At 54.4% G+C, this 19745-nt stretch carries 18 protein-coding genes and 1 riboswitch; of the genes, 5 read left to right on the top strand and 13 right to left on the bottom strand.

Annotation, left to right across the window (positions count from 1 at the left end):
* Positions 1-216: a YdgH/BhsA/McbA-like domain containing protein gene (locus tag NR195_RS01035; RefSeq protein ID WP_010246960.1), complete on the bottom strand. Its 216-nt coding sequence runs from the start codon at positions 214-216 to the stop codon at positions 1-3.
* A 109-nt stretch (positions 217-325) separates the two neighbouring features.
* Complete coding sequence (locus NR195_RS01030) at positions 326-1243, bottom strand: LysR substrate-binding domain-containing protein (protein ID WP_256843913.1); 918 nt, start codon at positions 1241-1243, stop codon at positions 326-328.
* A gap of 161 nt (positions 1244-1404) precedes the next feature.
* Here NR195_RS01030 and NR195_RS01025 point away from each other — a divergent pair, with 161 nt between their 5' ends.
* The gene (locus NR195_RS01025; RefSeq protein ID WP_256843912.1) at positions 1405-2085 is read left to right on the top strand and encodes a type 1 glutamine amidotransferase domain-containing protein; all 681 of its coding nucleotides are present in this window, start codon (positions 1405-1407) and stop codon (positions 2083-2085) included.
* Positions 2086-3166: 1081 nt separating this feature from the next.
* Here the strand turns inward: NR195_RS01025 and NR195_RS01020 are convergent.
* Positions 3167-3679, bottom strand: coding sequence for a LysR substrate-binding domain-containing protein (locus NR195_RS01020; protein ID WP_256843911.1), 513 nt, complete (start codon positions 3677-3679; stop codon positions 3167-3169).
* Positions 3680-4077: 398 nt separating this feature from the next.
* Between NR195_RS01020 and NR195_RS01015 the strand changes: the two genes are divergently transcribed.
* Entirely contained in the window at positions 4078-4602 is a 525-nt protein-coding gene (locus NR195_RS01015; protein WP_256843910.1) for a phenolic acid decarboxylase, read from the top strand.
* Between the two features lie 19 nt (positions 4603-4621).
* Here NR195_RS01015 and clcA read toward each other — a convergent pair whose 3' ends face one another.
* Both clcA and NR195_RS01005 read right to left on the bottom strand, forming a co-directional pair.
* The gene (gene clcA / locus NR195_RS01010; protein WP_085978741.1) at positions 4622-5950 is read right to left on the bottom strand and encodes a H(+)/Cl(-) exchange transporter ClcA; all 1329 of its coding nucleotides are present in this window, start codon (positions 5948-5950) and stop codon (positions 4622-4624) included.
* A gap of 154 nt (positions 5951-6104) precedes the next feature.
* Positions 6105-6413 (bottom strand): YicS family protein, encoded by a 309-nt coding sequence (locus NR195_RS01005; RefSeq protein ID WP_033768839.1) that lies wholly within the window; start codon positions 6411-6413, stop codon positions 6105-6107.
* Between the two features lie 165 nt (positions 6414-6578).
* Here NR195_RS01005 and NR195_RS01000 point away from each other — a divergent pair, with 165 nt between their 5' ends.
* Both NR195_RS01000 and NR195_RS00995 read left to right on the top strand, forming a co-directional pair.
* Entirely contained in the window at positions 6579-7805 is a 1227-nt protein-coding gene (locus NR195_RS01000) for an FAD-dependent oxidoreductase (RefSeq protein WP_033768841.1), read from the top strand.
* A gap of 152 nt (positions 7806-7957) precedes the next feature.
* Positions 7958-9724, top strand: coding sequence for an EAL domain-containing protein (locus NR195_RS00995; protein ID WP_033760659.1), 1767 nt, complete (start codon positions 7958-7960; stop codon positions 9722-9724).
* Between the two features lie 42 nt (positions 9725-9766).
* On the opposite strand, the gene NR195_RS00990 is transcribed toward NR195_RS00995, so the two are convergent.
* The 6 genes from NR195_RS00990 to ascF form a co-directional block, all read right to left on the bottom strand.
* The gene (locus tag NR195_RS00990) at positions 9767-10702 is read right to left on the bottom strand and encodes an ABC transporter substrate-binding protein (protein WP_256843909.1); all 936 of its coding nucleotides are present in this window, start codon (positions 10700-10702) and stop codon (positions 9767-9769) included.
* Positions 10703-10725: 23 nt separating this feature from the next.
* Entirely contained in the window at positions 10726-11487 is a 762-nt protein-coding gene (locus NR195_RS00985; RefSeq protein ID WP_089414733.1) for an ABC transporter permease, read from the bottom strand.
* The gene (locus tag NR195_RS00980; RefSeq protein WP_033768848.1) at positions 11484-12224 is read right to left on the bottom strand and encodes an ABC transporter ATP-binding protein; all 741 of its coding nucleotides are present in this window, start codon (positions 12222-12224) and stop codon (positions 11484-11486) included. Before NR195_RS00980 ends, NR195_RS00985 begins: the two co-directional genes overlap by 4 nt.
* On the bottom strand, positions 12221-12922 hold the full coding sequence (locus tag NR195_RS00975) for a TenA family protein (RefSeq protein ID WP_033768850.1): 702 nt from the start codon (positions 12920-12922) through the stop codon (positions 12221-12223). The genes NR195_RS00980 and NR195_RS00975 overlap by 4 nt, the downstream gene beginning before the upstream one ends.
* Before the next feature lie 68 nt (positions 12923-12990).
* Positions 12991-13093: riboswitch (TPP riboswitch) on the bottom strand.
* A 106-nt stretch (positions 13094-13199) separates the two neighbouring features.
* Complete coding sequence (locus tag NR195_RS00970; RefSeq protein WP_256843908.1) at positions 13200-14630, bottom strand: 6-phospho-beta-glucosidase; 1431 nt, start codon at positions 14628-14630, stop codon at positions 13200-13202.
* A 36-nt stretch (positions 14631-14666) separates the two neighbouring features.
* Complete coding sequence (gene ascF / locus NR195_RS00965; RefSeq protein ID WP_033787124.1) at positions 14667-16133, bottom strand: PTS cellobiose/arbutin/salicin transporter subunit IIBC; 1467 nt, start codon at positions 16131-16133, stop codon at positions 14667-14669.
* Between the two features lie 256 nt (positions 16134-16389).
* On the opposite strand from ascF, the gene NR195_RS00960 reads away from it, so the two are divergent.
* A complete protein-coding gene (locus NR195_RS00960) occupies positions 16390-17409 on the top strand; it encodes a LacI family DNA-binding transcriptional regulator (RefSeq protein WP_062758927.1) in 1020 nt (339 codons plus the stop codon).
* Here NR195_RS00960 and NR195_RS00955 read toward each other — a convergent pair.
* Both NR195_RS00955 and NR195_RS00950 read right to left on the bottom strand, forming a co-directional pair.
* Positions 17406-18155: a DNA-binding transcriptional regulator YciT gene (locus tag NR195_RS00955; protein ID WP_172608619.1), complete on the bottom strand. Its 750-nt coding sequence runs from the start codon at positions 18153-18155 to the stop codon at positions 17406-17408. The two genes, NR195_RS00960 and NR195_RS00955, sit on opposite strands and share 4 nt — an antisense overlap.
* A 76-nt stretch (positions 18156-18231) precedes the next feature.
* Complete coding sequence (locus NR195_RS00950) at positions 18232-19494, bottom strand: DUF1479 domain-containing protein (RefSeq protein WP_129063325.1); 1263 nt, start codon at positions 19492-19494, stop codon at positions 18232-18234.
* Positions 19495-19745: the final 251 nt, after the last annotated feature.

The following is a 19745-nucleotide window of genomic DNA, read 5'->3' as shown; positions in this document are numbered from 1 at the left end:
TTATTTATACAGTTCTGCGGTCATGTGAACACGGTTGTTGGTGTTCGCTTCCGTAATTTTATACTGCGCACCCTGTTCCTGAGCCTGAGCAGCAATTTTTGATTCTGCGCCATCCAGTGTGGATGAGGTGACAGAAACGCTCTCGGCAAAGCTGCCAAAAGAGATCAGAGAAAGAGTTGCGAGTGCGGCGATTGAAAGTGCTTTTACGTTTTTCATGGTCATATTCCTGAGTTATGAATTGGGAGGATGTTTGCCTCCGATGAGAATAATAGTAACTCAGGTTATGATATCAATATTAACTATTAGTGCGGCAATGGTGATCGTGCTAATTGTTTATCTGGGGATCAGACAGCGACTGTGCCGTCTCTGTAATCAACGTCCTGAACCAGCGATGGGCAGGATCGTCGCGATAGCGTGCATGCCAGCCCATTTCAACCGGAAAGGTGCCCAGGTCAACCGGCGCGGGAATGATTCTGAGCCGCTGATCGCGTGAAAGGTGCTGACAAATCAAACGCGGCAGGGTCGCGCAGTAGTCCGTGACCGCAATCATTTCCGGCACGGCCAGAAAGTGGGTGACGGAGACTGCAACCTGACGACGCAGGCCCCGCTGCTCAAGCGCCTGATATAACCCGGCGCGCATACGGCCAGGCGGCAGAACGTTGACGTGCTTTAACTGCTCATATTGCTCTGCGCTGAGGTTTTCGCCCACCAGCGGATGATCGGCGCGTATTACGCAGGCCAGACCTTCATTCATCAGGTGCTGAACGACGAGATTGTCGGGCGGCTCCACGATACGGCCCAGCACCATATCGGTATTACCTGAAATCACACCGGTTTCAGTGACGTCATTGCCAAAAGGAGTGAGGCGGAGTCGGATGCCGGGCGCACAGCTCCTCAGACGAGCCACGATGGCAGGCATCATGATGAATTCGACATAGCTGTTAGGCGCAAGCGTGAAGAGCCGGGTGGCATTAAGTGGATCAAAGTCCTGCTGGCCAAGAATAACTTTGTCGATCGATGACAGCGCAGCACCGACCACCTGGGCCAGCTGTTCCGCTTTCGGCGTCGGTCGCATCCCGTAACGCTCGCGGATAAATAGCGGATCGTTGAGCGTTTCACGCAGCCGGTTTAATGCATTAGAAAGCGCCGGCTGGGTTATGCCAAGCCGTTCCGCTGCGCGGGTAACGTTGCGCTCTTCCATCATGACCAGCAAAACTGGCAGTAAATTCAGATCGTATTTCATTAAGCTATAATGCTATGTGAATAACTGAAATTGAAGAAATAAATTTCATAAATATTCGTAACCCCGCCATGATTAACGGGTCAACGCAGAAGATAGCGGCTCAGACGCTGGTTCTGGCTATCCTTACACCTGAAACCGACTAACTGTTATATGGAGCGGAAATGAAAATTTTAATGGTTTTGACCTCGCATGATGAGTTGGGCACCACTGGCAAGAAGACCGGTTTCTGGCTGGAAGAGCTTGCGGCACCTTACTATGCATTTCTTGATGCGGGCGTAGAGATTACCCTGGCTTCACCGAAGGGCGGACAGCCTCCACTCGATCCAAAAAGTGATGAACCCGATTCTCAGACTGATGAGACCCGCCGCTTCCATGCCGACTCTGCTGCTCAGGCAGTACTGGCCTCGACCGTCAAGCTTGATACTGTTGATCAGGCAGCGTTTGATGCCGTTTTCTACCCAGGCGGCCATGGTCCTTTATGGGATCTGGCAAACGACAAACACTCCATTTCGCTGATTGAGCAAACCCTGCAGGCGGGCAAACCGGTTGCGCTGGTCTGTCATGCTCCAGGTGTCCTGCGTGATGTGAAAAATGCTGATGGCATGCCTCTGGTCAAAGGAAAGAAAGTTACTGGCTTTACGAACAGTGAAGAAGAGGGCGTTGGCCTGACTGACGTGGTGCCGTTCCTGGTTGAAGATGTGCTAAAACAGAACGGCGGCCTTTACTCACGCGGTGATGACTGGCAATCCTATACGGTTCAGGATGGTTTGCTAATTACCGGTCAGAACCCAGGTTCTTCAGCCGAAACCGCGAAGGTTTTACTGGCAAGCCTGGCGAAATAAAGATCTTTACAGCATGCTGAGTGATAAGGGCGCCTGCGGGCGCCTTTTTTATTCCTACCTCTAAGTGCCAGGGCAGATAGTGACCTGCTTAATTATTCAGGTTGAATAGATTAGGGCTCAATTTTTCTTAACATTGATAATAAATTTACGGGCGTTTCAGAGCTAAATTATTGCCTGAAAAATTCACTGCAAATATAAACATGTTTTTAAAACCAGTGTTGACATCGTTTTTTATATCCGTAAAGTAGGACTCATCAGCGGCGTGCAGTTGCCCTGATAGACTGAAAACCAAAGGTGTTTTGTGTTAAAGGTGCCGACAAGTGTTTGAGTTGAAGTTGTCGGTGGTTCTGTTAAACATTGTTCTTTAAAACTGTTCGTTAGTTAAGATAACCCTGTTAAATGGAGTCGAAGTAAGTCTTTAAGAAGTATGTAGTATCGCGTCGCGATGATGTAAGGCCTCGTAGTTCTGAACGTTACGTTACGACAGGATACGATTGCGGTTTAAACGTCGTAATGAAAGTAAGGCAACGCATCAAAGAGTATATATCGCGATGGGGGTGTGCAGATTTATACGGGCCTGACCTGTCTTTGTCTCCTGAAAGACTATCAGGTGGTTGAAACCGCTAATAATAGTGACATTTCAGTATCGTGATCATTATTATCCGCAGGATCTGTTCATAAATAGCAGTACCGAAGTAGTACCTATCAATTAAGTTAGTTAATGGTAAACGTAAAATCTGTAGTACCTTAAAAGCCCTGGCTATTTCAGTCAGGGCTTTTATCATTTTACGTTGTCTGTCAGTTCTTTTCAGAACGTAAATATGAGTAATTAACATTATCAAAGCAGCTTTTATTGATAATATTTAAAGTGATTCACGCGCGATTTATTCTCCTGCTATTTTTTCCTCAGCTCAACACTCTCTTTCCTGAATTCCCCAGCATCAATTTTTACCCCGCTATCGACATAGCAAAGCGCGATTTTGCCTTTTCGACGTCGGACAGAATGCGATATAACGCCCCGTTATCCTGTCTGTTGCTTAAACAAAATCGCAAAACAGTGAGCCGGAGTCCGCTATCCCTGTTAATACACCACCGTTTTAGCCACGGACGCCAGTCGTTCACGCAGCCACTCATGCCCTTTGTGATGATGGGTTCGGTCATGCCAGGCCATGATTTTACTGAAGCCGGGGATGACCAGCGGTGGCGGCAACATGACCAGACCCGTGGTGTCGACCGCCAGTCGTTTCGGTACCACGCTTACCAAATCAGTGACGCGCAAAATTTCCGGGAGCACAAGAAAACTGCAAACTGAGAGCGTTACCCGGCGGGCCCGGCCAATCGCAGCCAAAGCCTGATCGGTAATCCCTTGAAAATTTCCACCGGGCCACGAAACCAGCGCATGATCCTGCGCACAGAACTCACCCAGCGACAGCGTCGCACTGCCCGCCAGAGGATGATATTCACTCAGCAGACAAACATATTCTTCATTGAACAGTTGCTGCGTATGCAATGTCGGCGGCGTGGTCTCTGGCGTCAGCAACGCCACATCAACGTCCCCATGTTCAAATTGTCCTGACAGGGTCTTATCTGGCAAAGTAATGATGAAAACATAATCAACCCAAAAAAGGAAAATACATCCGTTATAAATTTTTAAATTATTGAAAAATAAGCTCTATATCCAAAATATACTGAAGAAAGACTTACTCAGCATAGTGATAGATGACTGATAGATATCTCACATCAAAACTATTCATCTATAAGATTTAATTAGTAATTTATATGAAAATATCTCTTTTCTGGAGTCTATAGCCTTCAGGGAGCCGGGAAGGGTTTTTTAATGGATTTTTAATTTACCCATCGCAAACCTTTTCCGTTTCAAATGGCAAAAAAATCAATCTGCGTCATAGTCAATATTCATCGAGTTATTGCGCTATAGCTTTCTTTTGAAATTCATCTGCGCCTGTTAAGTGCGCTATTCAAACAGAGGTTAAAATGTCTGCAGAATCTGCAGAGAATATCTCCAGCGATCTTTCACAGTTCGTCGGTACGCATTTTGTCTATACCTACGATAATGGCTGGAAATATGAGTGGTACGCTCGCAATGAAACCACCTGCGACTACCGCATTCATCAGGGATTGGTAGGTGGCCGCCGGGTGACCAACCAGAAAATGCATGCGATTCAGTTCGCCCCTGGCATCTACAAAGTAGACTGGCATGAGCCCACCGGCACCTGCGTCAGCCTGCTGTTTGATCTGAATCGCACCCTGGTTCACGGCACAATTTTCTTCCCGCAGTGGATTGCCGGTGAAGGTCAGCATCCGGAAAAAACGATCTGTTATCAGAATGACTTCATTGAAGATATGCACCGCTTCCGCGATGAAGGGCCGGCCTATCCGTATGTGATCATTCCAGAGTTTGCGAAAGTGACCTATATGAAGAATGAAGGTCCAGATAACGATGAAGTGATTAATCAGGCACCTGGACAGATGCCTGCTGACTATTTTGATGGTAAGTAATTAAGCCGGTCACCCGCCCCTACGGGCGGGTAGCTTCTGCCTGACGCGCCAGCGTGCGGGCGAGGATTGATGAGTAGAGTGGTTTCCCTCCCAGAAACTGCGCCAGTAGCGTAGCGCCCAGACAGGTAATAATCATCGGCAATATCAGCTGATAGTTATCGGTCATCTCCAGCACCAGTACGATACCGGTCAGCGGTGCCCTTACCGACGCCGCAAACAGTGCTCCCATCCCCGCGATAGCAAATGTGCCCGCTTCCAGATGATAAAACGGGAACAGGTCCGACATGGCCACCCCAAAGGCTGTGCCGAGCAGCGTACCCAGCGCCAGCATCGGCGCAAAAATACCGCCCGGCGCACCTGAGCCAAAACAGAGCAGGGTGGTCACCAGCCTGACCAGAAAGATGATCAGCAGCAGGGTGAACGGAAAGACGCCATGGACCGCCTGTGGAATCAGTTCTGAACCGCCGCCTGCGCCAGGTGCAAACAGCAGAGCCAGAATACCGCAACCGCCGCCCAGCAATGCACCGGCCAGCACCACGCGTGCCGTTTTACCGGCATAAAAGCGCGCAAAAAGGTCCTGCGTGATAAATATCAGGCGGTTAAACAGGACGCCGACCATACCGATAATCATCCCGAGCACCAGATAGAGCCACAGCGTCTGCACGGGCGCATCAGCCAGCTTGCCGACGGAGATCACCGCCTGTTCGCCGTTGAAACAGCGGAACACAATGCTGGCCATAATCACACCGGTAAACACGGCTTTAATTGAAATCAGGTTATAGCGGAATTGCGGACGCATCTCCTCGATGATAAACAGGATGCCCGCCAGCGGCGCATTAAACGCCGCCGCCAGACCGGCCGCCGCGCCGGTTGCCAGCAGCGTATGACGTGCCTCATTGCTGCGCATCCCCAGAATATCAATGACCATGCGGCCAATGTTCCCGCCCAGCTGCACTGTCGGGCCTTCCCGGCCCAGCACCATACCGGCACCCAGCGTGCCCATGCCGCCAAAGAACTTCACCGGAATCACCCGCCACCAGCGCACAGGCCTCAGCTCTTCCAGCGCCCCTTCAATTTCAGGGATACCGGAGCCACCCGCTTCGGGAGCAAAGCGCCTGACGAGAAAATAGCCCACCATCGCCAGCAGAGCCGAGATGGCAAAGGCGGCGGCGTAGAGCATCCAGCCCTGAAACTGCGATGGTATAAGCGTGTCAGCACGCCACTGCTGTATTGTTTCAACGGCCCGGGCAAACGCTACGCCCGCCAGGCCAACCAGCGTACCGACCAGCGCGGCACAGAACAGCATCGCCAGCGGCGTTTTATCACGATAGAGCAGGGCGCGAAACATCCGGCTGCGCGCCGCGATGGAGCGGGGAACATAAACCGGCTGCGGTGATTCTTCATTCATTGAGAGACATTCTTGTTCAACCAGACCAGCGCCTCAGTTTACTGAGTGATAAGGTGAAAACAAACGTCAGGATCAATTTCATCGGGGTAAAGGGTTAATTCGTCTGTGGTGGACAAACCACTTGCGCCATGCGTTCGCGGTAGGCTGGATCATCCTGGTTTTTCAGCGCCTGAGCCGCCGCGGTCAGCGTGACCTGATTCTGCTTCTGGTTCTGCTTATCGTTAAGAAACGTCTGACGCAGTTTTTCATCGGAGATGGCTGGTGATAACTGGCACTTCTGGCGCAGATCGTCAGTTATCTGCTGCTGACGCAGCGCAAACTTCAGCGTGTCGTAGGGTGCGGCTGCCACAATCTGCGGGCTTAACAGCGGCAGAATAAACAGCGTGTTGCGGATCACGTTCATGATGGTCTCCTGACTGCTGAGGACAGGATCGGGTCTTCGGCAGTTTTCAGTTGATATTAATCGCATTGAGTGATTAGCCTGAGCACAATATTCCCGACCGACTGCGGCAATGTCGCCACGGTCGACGCAATAATCATAGCAATACTGGCGTGACAGGGAGCTGACATGCAGCCACATTCCACTGAAATTCTCACCGCTGACTGTTGTATCGTCGGCGGTGGCCCGGCCGGATTAATGCTGGGTTATCTGTTCGCCCGCGCAGGCCTGCGCGTGGTGGTGATCGAAAAGCACGCCGATTTTCTCCACGATTTTCGCGGTGACACCATCCATCCCTCGACGCTGGAAATTATGCATCAGCTCGGTCTGCTGGAATCTTTCCTGACGCTGCCGCATCAGCGTGCTGAAAAGCTGGAGGCGGAAATCGGCGGACAGAGTATTACGATGGCCGATTTCTCACGCCTGCCGGTTCAGTGCCGTTTTATCGCCTTTATGCCGCAGTGGGATTTCCTGAACTATATGGCTGAACAGAGCGCCCGGTATTCGGGCTTCAGCCTGCTGCAGTCGACCTCTTTTGAGTCGCTGAATGTTGAAAATGGCAAGGTCAGTGGTGTGATCGCTTCCCGCGGGAATCAGCAACTGCACATCCGCTGTAAACTGGTGGTCGGTGCAGATGGCCGCCATTCACGCGTACGCGAAGCGGCAGGACTGACCGGACAGGAATTCGGCGCAGCACGCGATGTCATCTGGTTCCGCTTAAGTAAACAGCCGCAGGATCCCGATTTGGGTATGGGGCATAAAGGGCCACGCCAGAACTTTATTGTTATCGACCGCGGCGACTACTGGCAGTGCGGACTGACTATTCCGAAAGGGGAGTTTGAAGCGAAACAGGCCGCCGGACTCGACGCATTTAAAGCGGAAGTTGCCGCACTGTCGCCGTTCGGGCCTGCGCGCATGGCGGAAATCGAGAGCTGGGAGGCGTTCAAACTGTTGACGATACGTATCGACCGCCTGGACAAGTGGGCGAAACCAGGTGTGCTCTGCATTGGTGATGCGGCGCATGCCATGTCGCCGATTGGCGGGGTTGGCGTAAATCTGGCGATTCAGGATGCGGTAGCGACGGCGAATCTTTTGACCGATCCTCTGAAGCGAGGAGAACTGCAGCTGCGCGACCTGGAAAAAGTGCAGAAGCGCCGTCAGTTCCCTACCGTCGCCACACAGTTTTTGCAGATCAAAATGAGCCGCAGCAAAGCAAAAAGAAAACCTACGGGAAGCAGCAAGGTTCCCGTGATTATCCAGCGCCTGCCGTTTCTGCGTTTTGTACTGGGACGCCTGATCGGTCTGGGCTTCAGGACGGAGTCGCCGCAGGTTGCGCACATGAAAGAAGAGCGTTAAATGATTTCGACAGCGATCAGATATCATGCGACACTGTTTCACTGTGAAAGTACTGTCAGATTGAGCCGCTATTTATCTGATAATTGGGCGCTAATTGAGCATTCCTGAGCTAAATTATTTTCGATTTTTGCGCCTGCATAGGAGAGGTTTCAGTGCATAACGAGCAAAATGGCAGCGACGTAAAACGTCTGAGTGCGATCAAGGCACTTTTGTCCCCGGATGAAGCCCGGGATAAGGTGCTGGAAAGATTCGTTAATCTCGCCAGCCAGGTGCTGGGTATTTCTGGCAGCTTCATTTCAATTATTGACGATCATAACCAATATATTAAAGCGTCCCGCAACTTCGATCTTAAGCAATCGACCCGTGATGAATCTCTTTGCCGCCACGTCATTGATGGTGAGGGACATCTGGTGGTGTATGACACCTTACTGGATGAGCGCTTTGTCACGCACCCGTTTGTGAAAGGCGATCCGCATATTCGTTTCTACGCCGGTGTCTCGCTGCAGAACCTCGACGGCGCGGTGCTGGGCACGCTCTGCGTCACCGACACCCAGCCACATCCCTTTACGGATGAGAAACTCGCTACGCTGCGCTCACTGGCTACGCTGGTCACCTCATTTCTGGATGCCTGGAACAATGCGGGTTTTGCCGACGTCATTACGCACCTGCCGAATCGCCCACGTCTGATTCGTGATATTCAGCAACTGACCCTTGTCGCACCACAGAGCCGCTTTCGCCTGATTCTTATCGACTGCCTCGACATCATTCGCGCCTATGAGCTTTCCCGTGCGGTGGGCATTGCGCCGATGGAGAAACTGCTAAAGCAGATGGCGCAGGATGTCGCTCACCGGCTCAATCTTCCGGAGAATGAAACGCTCTATACTTTCGCCCCAGGCCGTTTTGCCATTGTTCAGCCCTACTCGGGTCGTTATACCGCACATAACATGATCGACCTGTTTAAGGGCATGAAGGCCGATCTGGCGGAAAATATCACGCTCGACCTGGATGTCTTTACCGGTGAAACAGAGTTTGTACCGGGCCAGATGGATGCCAATGAAACGGTGCGACAGGCCGTGAGCGCGCTGCATGAAGCGGTTGATGAGAACATCAGTGCAATGTGTTTTGAAGAGAGTTACGACTCGCGGCGCACCGATGACTTTATGATCATGAACGATCTGGCTCAGGCGCTGAATAAAGACGAAGAGCTTTACCTGGCCTGGCAGCCTAAAGTGTGTCTCAAGAGCGGTAAAACGGTCGGGCTGGAGGCGCTTATCCGCTGGAATCATCCTGAGCGGGGCGAGCTTTTCCCATCAGAATTCATTCCGTTAGCGGGTAAAACCAACCTGATTTCCGATCTGACCAACTGGGTTATCGATCACACCATTGAGCAGCTTGCGCGCTGGGATCGCGAATACGATCTGATTCCGGTTTCGATCAACGTCAGCGAACGCGACTTCGCAAAGCCCGATTTTGCCGATCGGCTGGTGGCAAAATTAGCGGCGGCTCAGTTACCCAATTCTATTCTGGGCATTGAGTGCCTGGAGAATGAACTGATCACCAAAACCAATGTGGCGATCAGCGGGCTGGAAGCGCTGAAATCACACGGTTTTGTGATCTCGCTGGATGATTTCGGCACCGGTTACAGCAACATCAGCTATCTGCAGGATATCCCGCTGGATGTGATTAAGATCGACCGATCCCTGATCTCGCGTATGGGTGAGGATGATGCATCAAAAATCATCGTCAGATGCATTATTCAGATGCTGAAAGAGCTGAACTACACCGTGCTGGCCGAGGGCGTTGAGACGGAAGCCACCCTGACGTTGCTGAAAACTTACGGTTGCGATCAAATCCAGGGCTACTTCTTTTCAAAACCGCTGCCAGCCAGCGATATTGAACACTGGCTTTATCAGAAGTGATGCCAGGAATATGGCCCGCAGCGATCGTTGCGGGCTCTCTTATTACTCACTGCCGGTGGCGTAGCGCTCAACCGGCGTGATGCTTTTAATCAGCTTGTTATCAAACAGAAATTGCTCGTAAGCCTGATAGCGTGCGCGATCCAGTTTTGCCGGATCGGCAGCGAACAGCGGCAGGGTAGCACGCCATGCCTGATGATTCAGCGGCGTGTTCAGCTCCGGATGCGCGCGGGCAAAAGCCTGCCAGCTCTCCTCCGGGTGCGCCTGCAACTGCGCATTACCCTTCTTCAGTGCCCGCAAAAACTTTTTGATTTTCTCCGAGTGAGCTTCATCACGGTTGGCGACGATGATCAGTTCGTCATAGGCTGGAACACCATAATCCTCGACGTTGAAGACTACCGGGTTTTTACCGTGCTGTTTCATCTCCAGCGCTTCGATATTGCGATAGCCGCCGATAACGGCATCCACCTGCCCGGTCATCAGGGCACTGGTGAGCTGGAAATTGACGTTAACCAGCTTAACCTGATCGGCCTTAACGCCATCATGGTTCAGCATGGTCGCCAGCGTCGCCTGTTCAATGCCGCTGACCGAATAGCCGATACGTTTCCCTTTTAAATTGGCCGGTTTTTTTACCGTTTCGTCTAACGTCATCAGCGTATTCAGCGGACTGTTAATCAACGTCCCCACCCGCATCAAGGGCAATCCCTGATCGGCGAAGAAATGCAGCTGCGGCTGATAGGTAATCGCTAAGTCCGCCTGCCTGGCTGCCACCAGACGCGGCGGCAGCGCCGGATCGGAAGGCGGCATAATGTTAACCTCCAGCCCTTCTGCCGCAAACGCGCCGGTCTGCTGGGCCACCATAATGGGTGCGTGATCGGGGTTGATATACCAGTCGAGCACCAGTGTCAGTTTCTCCATCGCCTGAGCCTGTGTGGCTAAGATGGCGCTGAACAGCAGGGTAAACAGAGGCATTTTTGTCATGGGTTGTCTCATTGGTTTAGTCATTAATGTGTCTCGGGTGCCCAGGTAATCAGGCGGCGTAGCAGGATGTCGAGGGTCAGCCACAGGGCCAGCGTCATCAGCACCAGAATAAACAAGGCGGCGAAACAGAGGTCGCTCTGCATCCGGGCGTTGGCATTCAGCATCACGTAGCCCAGCCCTTCGGCCGAGCCGACCCATTCACCGATGATTGCGCCTATTGGCGCGACGGCTGCCGCCATCCGCAATCCTGAGCCCAGGGCGGGCAGCGCGGCTAACAGCCGGACATGGCGCAGTTGCGCTGCAGGTGATGCGCCCAGCGTGCGAGCCAGATCGAGATAGCCGGGCGTGACGCGACGCAGGCCATCAAAAAAGGCGGAGGTCACCGGGAAGAAGATTACCAGGACAGCCATCGCGACTTTGGCGCCCATGCCGAAACCAAACCAGAGCACCAGCAGCGGCGCCAGGGCAAAAACCGGAATCGCCTGGCTGGTGATCACCAGCGGCATCATCCAGCGCTGCAGCCATGGCGAAAAGGTCATGCCCAGCGCCAGCACACTCCCCAGCAGCACGCCGAGGGCCATGCCGCTGACGATCTCGGTCAGGGTAATCAAAGTGTGATGGCCGAGATAACCTGCGTTTAGCCACAGTGCGATGGCGACCGCAGCGGGTGAGGGCAGCAGAAAGGCCGGAACCGAAGTCAGTGTGGCGAGCCACCACAGCGCAATCAGTCCGGCAAACAGCATCACTCCACGGTGAAGACCGGCAAAACCTTTGTGTAATCTCATCCCGCTATCCTGCTCAGCTGCTTCAGCAATCCGGCCTGACTCTGCAATACCTGTATGTCGTCTGCAGCCCGCGGTGGCTGGCCCGCCAGGGGCGGGCAGGTTTCAATTCCCGCAGAACCGATCACCAGCATGTGGTGACTGAGCCGACAGGCTTCAGCGGCGTCATGGGTAATCAGCAGCACGGTGTGTCCGACCAGCACTTCTGCGGCCAGCGTCTGGATCTGAGCGCGGGTGAGTGCATCCAGTGCGGAGAAGGGCTCATCCATCAGCACAACGGGCTGACGGGTGTAGAGGGTGCGGGCCAGCGCGGCGCGCTGACGCATCCCGCCGGAAAGAGTCGCGGGTCGCGCATTTGCAGAATGGCTCAGACCTACCCGCATCAGCAGATGCTGCGCCCAGTCGCGATCGGCCCTTTCACCTTTCAGGCGACTGGCGAGGCAGACATTTTGTTCAACCGTCAGCCACGGATAGAGCAGATCCTGTTGCCCCATCCAGGCGGTGCGTCCGGTCAGTGGCAGGCCGTCGCTGCCGCTGACTTGCCCGGCGGTGGGTGGCGTCAGACCAGCAATGACCCGCATCAGGCTGCTTTTTCCGACGCCGCTGGCACCCAGTAAAGCGGTAAAAGCACCGCCCGCGATCTCCAGATCAAGCTGGCTGAAGAGTGGCTGCTGGCCATAATTCAGGCTGAGCTGGCGAATTGAAATGCCTGGCGGCACCGGACTGCACGGCAGGTTCATGAGCTGATCCGCTGGGCGGCAGCATGGTTGAGACCCATCTGCCAGAAAGCGGCTTCCAGCCGGGTTGCAGTGGTAAAGATCTCCGCCAGCGGGTTAAACCGGTGTTCACCGGCGCGCTGCCGGGCCAGGGTTTCAAACAGTGAAAGTGAGGAGCGAACGCCAGCCAGATAGGCTTCGTCGCCGTAATTTTCTATCCATGCCGCGTAAGGGTTCCCCTCAAAGCGGGTTGCGGGATCATGCAGTAGTGTCAGGCCAATTTCAGCGTAACCGGCAACGCACGGCATCAGCGCGGTCAGCAGCTCCAGCGCATCCCCGGTGTGACCCACGTCCAGCACGTAGCGGGTGTAGTTGAGCGTTTCCACTGCCTCGGGTTCACTCGCCATAGCCGCCTCGCTGATACCCCATTGCTGGCAGTAAGCCTGGTGAAGTGGCAGTTCGCTGACGATGGCGTTAAGCGATGCCGTTGCGCTGCGTAAGGCTGCTGGCTCGGAAAGTTTGCTGATCAGCAGGCCCCAGGCACGGGCGAAGTGCAACAGAAACAGATAATCCTGGGTGAGATAGTGGCGGAAGGCGGCGGGTGGCAGGGTGCCCTGACCGAGTTGCCGCACAAAATCGTGCCCGATATAGGCGTGCCATTGACTGCCCGCCTGCTGGCGCAGACGACCATAAAAGCCGGTGTCGAAAAGCGGATGTGACATAGGATCTCCAGTAACAGGGAGATCCGGGCATACGGTCTGGAACAGGGAATGTTGCAGGAGATGACGCAGAAAATCTGCCGACCCGTCCCTTCGCTGGCATGACCCAGATCAGGTTCAAAGGGTTCGGCTTACGCCATCTCAGCCCATTACAGGACACCCCTCGGAGACATTGGTTATACGATAATTACTGCCGGAGTACAACGGCAGAAATAAGCGTTCTGTTCCGGTGTGGTTGTCGCGCCAGTAACAGCATGACGATAGATCTTAAGTGACGTTGTCACTCAAGATCCGCGCCATTACTGCCGATGACTTTTTTGTACCACCAGAAGGATTTCTTCCGCGTGCGCGCCAGCGTGCCGTTACCCAGGTCGTCGCGGTCAACATAGACAAATCCGTAGCGCTTGCTCATTTCACCCGTTGAGGCGGCAACCAGATCGATACAGCCCCAGCTGGTGTAACCCATCACTGGCACGCCATCCTCAATTGCGTCGCCCATGGCGCGGATATGTTCGCGCAGATAGCTGATGCGGTAATCATCGTTGATCTCGCCATTTGATTCGATCTCATCGCGCGCGCCCAGGCCATTCTCCACCAGAAACAGCGGCTTCTGATAGCGGTCATACATCATATTCATCGTGATGCGTAAGCCGAGCGGATCGATACCCCAGCCCCACTCACTGCGCGGTACATGGGGATTGGTCAGGGATTTCACCACATTGGCGGCGCTGCTGTTCTGCTCGTTCATCTCGGCCGAGGCGCAACGTGAGGCGTAGTAGCTGAACGAGACAAAATCGACGCTGTTTTTCAGAATGTCGTCATCGCCGTCAGCGATCTCAAGCGTCACACCTTTTTCACGGAATACGCGGGCGGCGTAGGCCGGATAGGCCCCACGCGCCTGCACGTCAATAAAGAACAGGTTTTCGCGATCCTTTTCCAGCGCAGCCCAGACATCTTCCGGCTTGCTCGACCAGGGATAGAAGTTGCCGCCTGCCAGCATGCAGCCGACCTGGTTCATCGGATTCACTTCATGCGCGATGCGCGTCACCAGCGCGCTGGCGACCAGTTCATGATGGGCCGCCTGATACTTTACCTGATCCTTGTTCTCACCGGGTTCGAACACCAGACCGGCGCCGGAAAAGGGGCTGTGCAGCAGGATATTAATCTCATTGAAGGTCAGCCAGTATTTCACCAGGCCATCAAACGCCTCAAAGCAGCTGCGGGCATAGCGGGCAAAAAAGTCGACCATTTTGCGATTGCGCCACGAGCCATATTCAGTCACCAGATGCATCGGCACATCAAAGTGACAGAGCGTGACCAGCGGTTCGATATTATATTTCCGGCACTCCTCAAAGACCGCGCGGTAAAAGGCGATGCCTTGCGGATTGGGCGTCAGTTCATCGCCATTGGGATAGAGACGGCTCCAGGCAATCGACGTGCGGAACACGCTGAACCCCATCTCCGCCATCAGCGCAATGTCTTCCGGATAGCGGTGATAAAAATCGATGGCTTCATGGCTGGGATAAAATTCATCGTCACGCAGGGTAAAACGCTTTTCCAGACCGAGTTTGACCGGCATACGGTGCAGGCCATGTGGAATCATGTCGACGGTGGTTAAGCCCTTTCCGCCTTCACGAAAGCCGCCTTCACTCTGGTTGGCGGCCAGTGCGCCGCCCCATAAAAATCCTTGCGGAAACCTTGAATCAGACATGCAATCCTCTTTTCCGGGTCAGCGTGACCCTTTCCTTTAGTGGCTATTAATCGCGTTAGCGCGTTCGGTAACGGGCGCAGGTTGCGTTGCGCTTTCGGGTGCGGTGTTGGTTTCGGGCTCGGTTTCAGGAATATCTTCAAAACCTAACAGCAGCGTCAGCACAAATGAGAGCACCACAGACAACACCATGACCGCACCGACCCAGACAATACTCATGGGATTGGTGGGATCGAAGAACTGTACGCTGGTAAACAGGCCGGGAGAGGCCATGGAGTGGCTGGCCAGCCCGCCAATGCCCGCGACCGCGCCACAGATAAAACCACTGATCAGACAGGCGATCAGCGGTCGTTTTAAACGGACCGCAACGCCATACAGCGCCGGTTCTGAAATGCCGGCAATAATCGCTGATGCCGCCGCTGCCAGCGCGGTCTGGCGCAGTTCACGGTTTTTGGTCCGGAACGCCACCGCCAGCGACGATCCCCCCAGCGAGAGGTTGGCACCAATCTCTGACGGCATCACCATGCCCTCTTTGCCGGTTTCGGCAATGGTCTGGATGATGGTGGGGGTGAACACCCGATGCATCCCGGTCATCACCAGCAGCGGCCAGATTGCGCCCATAATCGCGACGGAAAGCCAGCCAAGATAGCCATGCACGGTGTAGACCAGCGCGGAGATGCCGCTGCCGATCCAGATACCAATCGGACCAATCAGCACAATCGCGATGGGTGCCGCAATCAGCACAATCAGCATCGGTTTCAGGAAGTTTTTAGTGACGGCAGGGGTAATACGATCCACGCCGCGCTCGATGTGCGACAGGATCCAGGTCATCACCAGCGCCGGGATTACGGTGTAGGTATATTTCACCGCGGTCACCGGGATGTAAGCAAATTCCACCGCCTGACCCTGTGCCGCTTTCGCCATCAGTTCAACAAAGTTGGGATGAACCAGTACACCGGCAATGGCGATCGCCAGCGACATGTTCGTTTTGAATTTCAGCGCCGCAGAGGCGGCCACCATGATCGGCAGGAAGAAGAATGCGCCATCGCCAATCACGTTGAGGATGACCAGCGTTGATGAGCCTTTCTCAAACACGCCCGCCATATCCAGGATCATCGCCAGCAGCTTAACCATTGACCCGCCAATAATGGCCGGAATCAGCGGCGACATGGTGCCCACCAGCGCATCAAGAATACCTGCACCGATGCCTCGCAGCGTGATTTTACGTTTCACGGGTGCAGTTGATGTCGCTGCGGGCGATCCCAGCTCCAGCACCGCCTGATAAGCCTGTGACACGTTGTTACCAATGATCACCTGGCATTGAGTGTCGTTGTGCACCACGCCCATAACGCCATTGATCGCCTTGAGCCGGGGATAGTCGACCTGAGCTTCATCTTTCAACACAAACCGCAGGCGGGTCATGCAGTGGGTTACGGCTTCGATATTGGTGAGGCCGCCTAGCGCATCGACGATGGCGCGTGACACCTCGGCATAATTTCTGGGCATGATCGCTCTTCTCTGTAGGGTAAATCGGTTAAAGTTTTTATGTTTTTGCGCCTGCGGGCAGGCAAATAGGAAACCGGTTTCACAAAATCATGAAGTGCTTTCATGGCGCCGACAAGCGCCAAAATCATCAAGATCTCTTTTTTGTGAACTCCATCACCTGATGGTGCCAGGTAACTTCGCGCAAGGGCGGGGTAAATATTTCCAAGATTGAGAGGCTTAGGTAGACTGCAGGACGACGCAGCAAAGGAGCATCACCATGGCAACGATTCAGGAAGTGGCAAACAGGGCGGGCGTCTCAAAAGCGACAGTGTCACGTGTGCTCTCGGGCAATGGCTATGTCGGGCAGGAAAAGCGTGAAAAAGTACTGAAGGCGATTGCCGAAACCGGATACCGGCCCAATCTGCTGGCGCGCAACCTGGCGACAAAAACGTCTCAGACCATTGGACTGGTGATCACCAATACGCTCTACAGCGGCAGCTACTTCACTGAACTAATGGCACACTCCGCGCGCATACTGGAGCAGCAGGGCCGCCAGCTGATTCTGGCGGACGGCAAACACACCGCTGAGCAGGAAGAGGCGGCGATTCAGTTTCTGCTCGATCTGCGCTGTGACGGCATCATTATCTATCCGCGCTTCCTGAGCATTGACGCGCTGGATGCGATTATCTCCCGGCACAAACAGCCGATACTGGTGATCAACCGGCGGCTGCGCGTCAACCATAGCTACTGCATTTACAGCGATCAGCACGCCAGCAGCGCCACGGCGGTGAGCCATCTGCTGAATCAGGGGCATCGCGAGATCGCGTTTATCACCGGTTCACTCGATTCGCCGACCGGCGTCGAGCGACTTTCCGGCTATCACGCTGCGCTGGCCGCACAGGGCATTGAAGCCGATTCCCGGCGAATCGTGACCGGTAAATGGACGGCGCAGAGCGGTATGGCGGCCGTGGACCAGCTGCTGGAACGCAGGGTGACATTCAGCGCGCTGGTGGCGAGTAATGATGAGATGGCGATTGGTGCCATCAAACGTCTGACTGAATGCAACATCGCGGTACCCGGGCAGGTTTCGGTGATTGGCTTCGATGATATTCCGCTGGCGCCCTTCATCACGCCGTCGTTATCCAGCATGAAACTGCCGGTCACCGAGATGATCGATGAGACGATTAACCGCCTGCTGAACATGCTTGATGGCGGAGACTGGCATACTCAGGCACCCTTCACGGCCAGCCTGATGCTGCGGGACTCCGTTACTAAAGGCCCCGGCCGTTCTGCTTAACCTGCGGCGATCTGTATCACCTCTATCGCCTGTTCCCTGAGCTGCGCTGCCGCCGCCGCATCCAGCGTCTCATCGGTAATCACGTGCCCGACCTGATAACCCGATGAAAGCGGATAAGGGTGAATCTGACCAAACTTGGAGGCGTCGGTCAGGGCATAGCTCTCAGCGCCTTTCGCCAGCACGGCATCCACCACATCACAGCGCAGCATGTTGCGGCCGGTAAAACCGGTCTCCGGATGCCAGCCATCCACGCCAACAAATGCCCGGTGAAAATGGACCTGCTGGATGGAATACCGCGTCAGCGGGCCGACTACCGACTCACTGCTTTTCTGCAGCAGGCCACCGAGTACAATCACCTCACAGGTGGCTTCCCGAAGAAGCTGGGCAATATAGTGACTGACGGTAATCAGCGTAAGATCGGCGCGGTCAGCCAGCGCACGCGCCAGCAGCGCATTGGTGCTGCCGCCTTCGATGAAGACCGATTCACCCGCCTGAACCAGGCTGGCCGCATGTCGTGCCAGCGCCTGCTTGATGGGATAGCGGGTATTCATGCGGGTGCCGACGTTATCGCTGTCCAGCGCCAGCGCGGAACCGTGAACCCGCCGCAGCAACCGGTCGCGTTCCAGCAGCGTGAGATCCTGCCGCACCGTCACTTCAGAAACCCCGGTAAGCTGCGCCAGTTCGCTGACCGTTACGCTGCCCCGGCTATTAACCAGTTGAATAATCTGATGATGTCGCGGGTTCATAATTGCGTTTCGCAGAAAAAAAGAAGCTCCAGTGTAACAGGGATATCCCGCGCTGGTGTACAACGCGGGATTGGGATCAGGACAAATCCAGCGACCGGCGTCCGTTAAGATTGAGATCCTGCAGCGTAAAACGCTGGTCCCACTCTGTTTCATAATCTTCCGGCGGAAAATCTCCCGGCGAACGTCCCTGCTCCAGCGCCTGTGCAACCCGCCGGGCATAGGCGCGGTTTTTGTCACACATAGGTGCAGCGGGGATATACATCACATTGCCCCAGCCCTGTTGATCTTCAACCGGTGCAACGGCGTGGATCACATCACAGTGCCACCATACCGAATCGCCAGCCTCTAAGGCCGGTATCGAACAGAGTCCTGCAATCAGGTGCGGATGCCACTGTTCATTAACGGGCAACACCCGGCCCGGCGCGACGCCGCACAGTTCATCTTCAGGTACGTCTGAAAGCAGCGGGCGCAGCAGAACATAGGCCATCGCCTGCGGCACCGGCACCACGTGCAGCAGGCCCTGACCGGGGATCATATCGGAGAGTGCGGTCCAGCCCTGAAAGGTCCGGAACACGGAACATTTGGTGGTACCCGGCAGATCATACTCATCCACTTCGGTGCGGTGAGCTGCATCCCAGGGGTCGTAAGCGGCAAAATCACCGTGAAACAGCTTACTGAAAACCTGCTGATACGCGGGGAGTAACCAGCGTTCCAGCGCGCCGGAATCGGTATGGGCGCCTAATCCCTTCGAGGTGGTGCCCGGCAAGCGGCGACGGATGCGATCGGGATAGATAACGCTGACATCCGGGTCAAACCACTGCTTGCCCTGTGATTCAGACTTCCATAACCGGTTCAGAAAAGATTGCGCGTCAGCCATTGCCGCGCTCTGCCGCGCCTGCATTTGCGCCTGTGACCAGTAAATCGGATAGATTTCGGGGCGGGAGGCAGCCAGCGATCCAAAAAAGTCATCGCCGGGGCCGCGATAGTGTTCGTCAAACCGGTTGTGATCCAGATAGTCGAGCATCGACTTATCCCATGCCAGCGCCTGCTCACGCGCGAAGTGCTGCTTAATTACCACACAGCCGCGACGTTTAATCAGCGCCCGGGTTTCATCCGAAACCTTTCCCGCTGCAATGTCCTGCATGGGCACTACCGGCCAGGCACTGCCCGTGCGCTTTTCATCTGCTTTTGCTTCAGCAATCGCAGCAGTGATGTTGTCGCAAACCTGACGGAAAAGGGCATCGACATCACCAATCTGTTGACGTAAATGCTGTTTCATCTCGCGAATAGCGGTTTTGACGTCGTCAGGTAAAGGGGTTGATCGGGAATCTTCACGCATCTCGTGCTCCTGAATATCTGGGGGTTGAGTTACGAATGTAATTAAAATAACCTTCATTCGTAATGTTCGGCTGAGGTTAACATTCTTTTAACGAAAAAAAACGTGCGTGATAACACAACTCCGGAACCGGAACGCTCTGAAAGCCGTTAGCAAAGTCACTATTTGCATTCTCATTAATCCACACAGCGAGTAAGCTTTATGAATCAAATCAATCAGCCGAAAGGACAGAACGGCGAACGTATAGGGGCAGG

The organism is Pantoea sp. Ft-CA_14, from assembly GCF_024520875.1.
In the GTDB taxonomy this organism is placed as follows: Bacteria; Pseudomonadota; Gammaproteobacteria; order Enterobacterales; family Enterobacteriaceae; genus Pantoea; species Pantoea agglomerans.
This window is presented reverse-complemented; position numbering and strand designations above follow the sequence as displayed.